At 41.3% G+C, this 8,359-nt stretch carries 7 protein-coding genes; 1 reads left to right on the top strand and 6 read right to left on the bottom strand.

What is annotated here, in order from left to right:
• Window positions 1–35: 35 nt before the first annotated feature.
• Window positions 36–1,478: a glyceraldehyde-3-phosphate dehydrogenase gene (locus NH454_RS15765; protein WP_135925281.1), complete on the bottom strand. Its 1,443-nt coding sequence runs from the start codon at window positions 1,476–1,478 to the stop codon at window positions 36–38.
• A 174-nt stretch (window positions 1,479–1,652) separates the two neighbouring features.
• Between NH454_RS15765 and NH454_RS15770 the strand changes: the two genes are divergently transcribed.
• The gene (locus NH454_RS15770; protein ID WP_135925283.1) at window positions 1,653–2,459 is read left to right on the top strand and encodes a DUF2989 domain-containing protein; all 807 of its coding nucleotides are present in this window, start codon (window positions 1,653–1,655) and stop codon (window positions 2,457–2,459) included.
• 57 nt (window positions 2,460–2,516) lie between these two features.
• Here NH454_RS15770 and ihfA read toward each other — a convergent pair whose 3' ends face one another.
• From ihfA to NH454_RS15795, 5 genes are all read right to left on the bottom strand, one after another.
• On the bottom strand, window positions 2,517–2,816 hold the full coding sequence (ihfA, locus tag NH454_RS15775) for an integration host factor subunit alpha (RefSeq protein WP_002960690.1): 300 nt from the start codon (window positions 2,814–2,816) through the stop codon (window positions 2,517–2,519).
• Window positions 2,817–2,818: 2 nt separating this feature from the next.
• Window positions 2,819–5,206, bottom strand: coding sequence for a phenylalanine--tRNA ligase subunit beta (gene pheT, locus NH454_RS15780; RefSeq protein ID WP_235384249.1), 2,388 nt, complete (start codon window positions 5,204–5,206; stop codon window positions 2,819–2,821).
• A gap of 15 nt (window positions 5,207–5,221) precedes the next feature.
• Window positions 5,222–6,202, bottom strand: coding sequence for a phenylalanine--tRNA ligase subunit alpha (gene pheS / locus NH454_RS15785; RefSeq protein ID WP_062568835.1), 981 nt, complete (start codon window positions 6,200–6,202; stop codon window positions 5,222–5,224).
• A 76-nt stretch (window positions 6,203–6,278) separates the two neighbouring features.
• A complete protein-coding gene (gene hda, locus NH454_RS15790) occupies window positions 6,279–6,971 on the bottom strand; it encodes a DnaA regulatory inactivator Hda (protein ID WP_213018564.1) in 693 nt (230 codons plus the stop codon).
• A 17-nt stretch (window positions 6,972–6,988) separates the two neighbouring features.
• Complete coding sequence (locus NH454_RS15795; protein ID WP_253039632.1) at window positions 6,989–8,044, bottom strand: DUF2066 domain-containing protein; 1,056 nt, start codon at window positions 8,042–8,044, stop codon at window positions 6,989–6,991.
• Window positions 8,045–8,359 lie beyond the last annotated feature (315 nt).

An 8,359-nucleotide genomic window follows, 5' to 3' on the forward strand; every position in this document is an offset into this window, starting at 1 on the left:
TAATGCTGGCTTCTAGATTCTTTATAGCTTAGGTATTAGCGAGGTAAACTTGGGAAAGTTACTTCAGCCATATCACGCATACAACGTACTACCTGACAGCTATAACCAAACTCATTATCGTACCAAACATAAAGAACAACACGGTTGTCATCTACGATAGTCGCTTGTGAGTCAACAACACCAGCGTAACGGCTACCCACTAAGTCAGTAGATACGATTTCTGTAGACGCTGTGTAATCGATTTGGTCACGAAGGTCTGAGTAAAGTGCTGTTTCACGTAAGAACGCATTTAGCTCTTCAACTGTAGTGCCTTTTTCAAGGTTTAAGTTCAAGATTGCCATTGATACGTTTGGTGTAGGAACACGGATAGCGTTACCTGTAAGTTTACCTTCAAGCTCAGGTAAAGCTTTAGAAACCGCTTTTGCAGCACCCGTAGACGTGATAACCATGTTAAGTGCAGCAGCACGACCACGGCGTTCAGCTTTGTGGTAGTTATCAATTAAGTTTTGGTCATTGGTATACGAGTGAACAGTTTCAACGTGACCATTCTTGATACCGAACTTATCGTTAAGCGCTTTTAACGTTGGGGTAATAGCATTGGTTGTACAGCTTGCTGCACAGACAATTTTATCTTCAGGTTTGATATCTTGGTTATTTACACCGTAAACGATGTTCTTGATGTTGCCTTTAGCTGGTGCAGTTAATAATACTTTTGCTGCGCCTTTTGCTTCTAAGTGCTGACCAAGGCCTGCTTCGTCTTTCCAGATACCTGTGTTATCAACAACAAGTGCATTCTCGATGCCGTAAGCTGTGTAATCAACTTCACTTGGTGAGTTAGCGTAGATAACTTGAATGTAGCTACCGTTAGCTTTAATTGCATTACGCTCTTTATCAATTGTGATTGAGCCATTGAATGGACCGTGGATAGAGTCACGACGAAGTAAGCTTGCACGCTTTTCTAGGTCGCCGTCTTTACCGCCACGCACAACGATTGCACGTAAACGTAGGTCTGCATAAGGACCTGACTTTTCGATTAATAGACGCGCTAATAAACGACCAATACGACCAAAACCGTACAACACAACATCACGTGGTTCTTTACGCTCTGAGTTTGCGATTTCTGCAAGTTCGTCAGTTAAGTACTCTTCAACTGAACGACCTTTTGCAGCATCGTTAAACAAATAACCATACGCTAGTTTACCAATATCGATACGTGCAGAATTTAAATCCATTTTGCTAATTGCTTCTAAGAAAGGGAAGCTTTCACGTAAACGTAGTTTTGTACCTTCAAACTGAGCAACTGTTTTGTGCGCTTTGATGATATCGATTGTACTGGCATTAACGAGAGGACGGCCATATACAGCGATTTCGATACCACGATTACGGTAAAGTCTACCAATGATTGGTTGCATACTTTCTGCGTAATCTTGACGTTCTTGCCAGCTGCTTGTGTATTCTAACTCGTGAGATGAGGTCATTTTTTTTACCTAATTAAACAATTTTGAACGGATAGCCTTTGAAAATGTGTTGTGATTTGAGAGCAACACATCTTAGGCACGGCTATTCTAATTTAAACTCAAATGATTCTCCACTGTTACAGAACAATTCATTGCGCTAGAATAAAGTCGTAATTATTAAGTCGAGGTTAAGGAATGTTATTAAGAGCAAGCGTGTTGCTTGGTTTATTGGCGTTAACGGGGTGTGAAGATCCGCTTACACTGGCAAAGGTATGCGAAGAGACTCCTGGCTTTTGCAGTGATTTAAATAAAGACAGTCACTGTAAAGAGCAACGTGCCGAGGTCATCATTCAGCGATATGTTGAATATAAGTCACCAACAGACGAAAACAAATACCAGTTATTAAAAGATTTCGAGAAATACGATCAGTGTGTATCGCTCGCTGCCAAAATTGAGCATATAAAACTAAAAGAAAAAACGACGTCTCGTGTTGAAGGTCATTTAACCAGTATTAAAGAGATGACACGTATCTTCCAAGATACAAAAGACACAAACCATCCAGGTTTGTTGTATTACCATTGGTCACGTAATAACGATCAATCAGCGTTAACGAAACTTCTCGCCCTTGAAGAAAAACAAGATAAGCGCGTAACTGAAGATGCAGAAATGCAGTTTTTCTTAGCAAGCTACTACGTTAAGTTTGATGATGAAAAAACCATAGACTTGCTTTACAAAACGCTAGAACTGAATAAAGCAGGTGAAACACCCAACCCTGAAATCTACCCTACTCTTGTGAGCTTATTCTACAAACATGAAAAGTATAAGCATGCCTACACCTTTGCACGTGTAGCACAATTATCTGGGTATGAAGATGTCGATATTTTACCTATCGAGCATCAACTCGCTGCCGCAGGTAAAAGCCTGGACAGCTTAGATGATTTAGCGCAAAAAACCTACGATAGCATCCAAGCGGGTAGCTTCGTATCACCACGCGGGTTTTAATAAATTCGCTAGTGCAGTGCTTAGACAAATAAAAAAGGCAGCTAACGCTGCCTTTTCTTATTTTGCTTTGCTTGTGCCAACTTCTACACGAGTTTTTAGCTTTTGACCTGGTCTAAAAGTCACTACTCGGCGTGCCGAAATAGGGATGTCTTCACCTGTTTTCGGATTGCGACCTGGACGTTCTTTCTTATCTCGAAGATCAAAGTTACCAAATCCAGAGAGCTTTACTTGCTCGCCTTTTTCTAGCGCTGAGCGGATTTCTTCAAAAAACGCTTCAACTAAATCTTTGGCATCTTTTTTATTGATCCCGAGTTTTTCAAATAGGTGTTCAGCTATGTCGGCTTTAGTAAGCGCCATATCTAGTCCCTCAACGATGCGTTAAATTGTTCGGCCAATGCGGCCACCACATTATCAACTACTTGATTGATATCTTTCTCTTCGAGCGTTCTATCAACCGCTTGCAGTGTTAGAGCAATCGCCAAACTCTTATAATTTGGCTCAATACCTTTGCCCTTATACACATCGAATAAGTTTAGGTCAACCAATTGATTTCCGCCAACTTTTTCTATTACATTTAAAATATCACCAGATTTTACGTGATCTTTCACTAAAATCGCGATATCACGGCGGTTTGACGGGAATTTCGAGACCGTTACCGCTTCTGGTAATTTTCTTTTTTCAAGGGCTGACATTTCGATTTCAAATACAAAGGCTGTGTTATTGATATCTAGTAACTTTTGCACTTGTGGGTGCACAGCACCAAAAAATCCTACTTTTTTACCATCAACATAAATAACTGCTGATTGACCTGGGTGTAAGCCATCAGACTGCTCTGCTTTTATCTCAAAACGTGCAATATCGTTGCTAATTGCTAAAAGTGCTTCAACATCGCCTTTTAAGTCATAAAAATCAACGCTACGCTTTTCTTGAACCCAATGTTCGCCGTGTGCAAGTCCAGAGATTACACCACCAATCACAGCAACTTGGTTTACGCCGTTTTCAGCATTCTCGTCACGTAAGAATTTTAAGCCATGCTCAAATAAACGTACACGTGGTTGTTGACGGTTTTGGTTGTACACTAACGATGCTAATAGACCCGGCATTAAGCTCACACGCATTGCTGACATTTCAACTGAAATTGGGTGTGGTAATACAAGCGCATCACATTGTGGATGTAAAATTGCTTGTGCTTTTGGATCAACGAAGCTGTAGGTAATTGCTTCTTGGTAACCACGTGTTACAAGCGTATTGCGGAATTTAGTTACCGCAACATGTGACTCGTCATGGTTAGTCATTTTTAATTTAGCTGTTGGTGCAACGTTTGGAATGCTGTTATAGCCGTAAACACGTGCAACTTCTTCAATTAAGTCTTCTTCGATACGAATATCAAAACGATAGCTAGGTACGTCAGCGCTCCATACACCATCAACAATTTTCACATCTAGACCCAAGCGCGTTAGGATGTCAGTGACTTTTGCATCATCAATATGATGACCAATTACACGGTCTAAACGCTCACGACGTAAACGCACTTCTGTCACTTTTGGTAATTTATCAGTTGCTACTGCTTCAACAACAGGGCCTGCTTCACCGCCAACAATCTCTAGAAGTAATGCTGTAGCACGTTCCATCGCATCTTTTTGTAGCGCAAAATCTACACCACGCTCGTAGCGGTGTGATGCATCCGTGTGTAAGCCGTAGCTACGTGCTTGACCAGCAATCGCTACCGGGTTAAAGAAGGCACTTTCTAATAAAATATCTGACGTTGACTCAGTCACACCTGACTTTTCACCACCAAAAATACCCGCAATAGCAAGTGCTTTATTGTGATCAGCAATAACAAGTGTAGATTCATTTAGTTTCGCAGTATTGCCATCAAGAAGAACGATTTCTTCGCCAGCATTAGCGCTGCGAACTTTAATACCACCTTCAATCGCATTTAAATCAAATGCGTGCATTGGGTGACCAAGCTCTAATAACACGTAGTTTGTAACATCAACTACTGGATCAATTGAACGAATACCACTGCGACGAAGTTTTTCTACCATCCAAAGCGGTGTTTCTGCATCAAGGTTAATACTTTTAATTACACGACCTAGATAACGAGGACAGGCATCATCATTAACAAGTTCAATGGATACTTTATCTTCAATCGTCGCCGCAACAGGGGCAATCTCAAGATTGTTAACATCAATACTGTTCAGTACACCTACCTCACGCGCTAGACCTTTAATACCTAAACAGTCACCACGGTTTGGTGTTAGGTCAACATCAATAATGTTGTCGTCTAGGCTTAAATACTCGCGTAAGTCAGTGCCGATTGGTGCATCACTTGGTAGTTCCATGATGCCATCACCTTCTTCGCTGATACCTAACTCAACGAATGCGCACAGCATACCGTGAGATGGTTGCCCACGAAGCTTGGCTTTTTTGATTTTGAAGTCACCCGGTAATACAGCGCCAACTGTCGCAACAGCTACTTTTAAACCTTGACGACAATTAGGTGCACCACAAACGATATCAAGTAGCTCATCACCACCTACGTTTACTTTAGTTACACGTAATTTATCAGCATCAGGGTGTTGACCACACTCAACCACTTCACCAACTACAACGCCTGTGAACTCAGCCGCTGCAGGCTCAACACCGTCAACTTCAAGACCAGCCATTGATAACTGTTCCGAAAGAGCCTGTGTGTCGATTGCTGGGTTAACCCACTCTCTTAACCACTTTTCACTAAATTTCATTTTATATCTTCACTCTTAACGGAACTGGTTTAGGAATTTTAAATCGTTTTCGAAAAATGCACGTAAGTCGTTTACGCCGTAACGCAACATAGTCAAGCGCTCAACACCCATACCAAATGCGAAGCCTGTGTATTTTTCTGGATCAATACCCACTGATTTAAGAACGTTAGGGTGAACCATGCCACAGCCTAATACCTCTAACCACTTGCCGTTTTTACCCATAACATCAACCTCAGCTGATGGCTCAGTAAACGGGAAATATGAAGGACGGAAACGGATTTCCATATCTTCTTCAAAGAAGTTACGTAAGAAATCGTGCAAAATACCTTTTAACTCAGTGAAGCTTACATCTGTATCAACCATTAAGCCTTCCACTTGGTGGAACATTGGCGTGTGAGTTTGGTCATAATCGTTACGATAAACACGACCTGGAGAAATGATGCGCAATGGTGGCTGCTCAGTTTCCATAGTACGGATTTGTACACCACTGGTTTGTGTACGAAGCACAAGCTTAGGGTTGAAATAGAAAGTATCGTGATCAGCACGCGCAGGATGGTGCTCAGGAATATTTAGCGCATCGAAGTTATGAAAATCATCCTCAACTTCTGGGCCTGATTTAACCGCAAAACCTAACTCACCAAAAAAGCTTTCAATACGTTCAATTGTACGAGTTACTGGGTGTAAGCCACCTGTTGGCATAACACGACCCGGTAAAGTTACGTCGATCGTTTCTGCAGCTAGTTTCTCTTCAAGAGCCTTACTTGCTAGTAACTCACGCTTTTCGTTAATGGCTGTTTGTACTTCTTGTTTTGCTTGGTTAATCACTTGACCCGCTTCTTTACGCTCTTCAGGGGCAATCTTGCCTAGCGTTTTAAGTAAGTTGGTGATTTCACCTTTTTTACCAAGGTAATTAACCCTGATATCTTCTAACTGCGCGATTTCATTCGCACTGGCAACTGCCTCAAGTGCTTGCGCTAAAATATTTTCTAAGTTCATTGAGTACCTGGTCTTTCACAGAAGGATTTTGTAATAGCTAATGATAACTGAAAGCAAGGACTAGATTCTAGCCCTACTAAAGCTTTAACGTTGATTTTATAAAGGGAATTGTTAATTTTCTTTGTGCGGCCATCGAGGCATGGTCAAGTTTGTCTAAAACATCGAGTAAAGCGCGCATATCACGGCTTAATCGCGTTAATAAAAAGCGCGCGCATTCATCGGTCAGTTCAAGGCCACGCATGTGTGCGCGGCGTACAAGTGCCTCTGCTTTATCATCATCACTCATTGAGCGAATTTGTAATGTGGTACCCCATTTTAGTCGAGATACTAAGTCTGGTAAGTTTATATGCAACATATCAGGCAATAGATCGGCTGTTACAACAAGATATTTACCAGGCTCGTTAAAGCGATTAAAAAAGTTAAATAGCCCCTTCTCCCATGCATCATTCCCTGCCACTAAGTGCACGTCATCGATACATAAAACGTCAAGGTTTTCGAGGCCTTCGAGTACCACAGGGCCAAAATCAATCACCTCGCGCATCGACAGTAACATCGTTGATAAACCATGCTCTTGAGCGTGAATACAAGTCGCGTATAAGAGGTGGGATTTACCAGAATCGCCTAGGCCGCATAAGTAGGTATATTGAAACTTATTATTGAGCTTTGTGAACGCATCTTTAAGATGACTGACTTCAAGCGAGTTCTCACCACCAAAGTAAGATGTAAATGTTTCATCATCGGGTAATGTAACCGGTAATGCCATTTGCATAGGTTCTTGCACGTGTTTTAAAGCCCTTGCCACTTATATTCTAACTCATCACCTGTTACCACTTGATAAAAATCACGAGGATCTTGATAAGCTTTAAACGCACTGTCTAACTCGAGAGCTTTTCTGAAATCATTCATACTGCCAGTATGATTTACAGTAAACTGTACAGTATCAGGTTTTCGGATAGTGATTTCAGCTCGAGTTACAACACTTAAACTTTCTAAACGACGTTTTGCAACTTCAATATCTACAAAGTTATCAATACCTTTTAGGTAAAATGTTGCAGTTGCAAGCTGGCCAATCATGGTAGGGTCAATAGCATACTCTTGTGCTAAACCGCCCGCTAAATTATCGACCATATCTGCAACAATTTGTTGCTTATCACCAACTAATCGATTTGTTTCAAATAATTCTGCATTTGTAAAACGCCAATCAAGCACCCAAGTTTCAGAATCTTGCTGCTGATACATTCGAGCTGTGATACTACGCTCTGCACTGTAACGACTTGATGCTTGCTCTACTGGTTCAGAAAAATTTCCCCATACTTCGGGTATGCCAACTATAGAACGATCTTGCAAATCAAGTAATGGCACAACCACAGGCAAACCACGTCTGTCGGCCTTATCATAGATTAATTGCTCAAGTTGTGGGTAACTTTCTTGCGTAACGAGCTCACGTCGCCAATTATCTTCTATAGCTAACCAGATAGCTACTAGCGGGCGTCGTGTTCCCCATAAAGGCAGATTTAAATCCTTTATTAATGCATTAATTTTATTAGCTTCAAACTTAACAACCAAGTTCAAAGTACCATCTGGCTTTTCATCATATTCAAACTTAAGCATATAGTCTGAAATATCGCGGGTACGCTCTTTGGCAACAGGGTTTTGATCTGCTGATGTATCACCCGTCACTTTAACCAATACATTAAGAAGTGCTTCACGACTAGCAGCTAATCGAGCATCTCGCGATTTATCAGCAACTTTCAGAGTATCTTGGTATAGATTAGTCACCTCAACTGCAAAAGTTGGAACACTAGAAAAAAATAATAATAAACAAATAAGTAATCTAGACACAGGCCATTAATTCTTGCTTTTAAACTGGTTTGATCCTAAATCAAAGCCATAAACAAAGCAAAGTTAATTTAATGAGCGGGAGATGAGTGAGTGATGAGTTAGTTAGCGAGTAGCGAGAGTAACGTTTGAAGCCAGCCCAACCTACCTGAAGAATGGATAAGTCACATTGTGTGGATAGCTTAAACGCAAAAAAAGCCCGACTCTTTCGAATCGGGCTTTCTCTAATTTGGAGCCTGGCGATGTCCTACTTTCACATGGCAAATGCCACACTATCATCGGCGCTGTTTCGTTTCACTACTGAGTTCGGCATGGGGT

Origin of the sequence: Pseudoalteromonas sp. Ps84H-4, from assembly GCF_024124645.1 — a bacterium.
In the GTDB taxonomy this organism is placed as follows: Bacteria; Pseudomonadota; Gammaproteobacteria; order Enterobacterales; family Alteromonadaceae; genus Pseudoalteromonas; species Pseudoalteromonas lipolytica_C.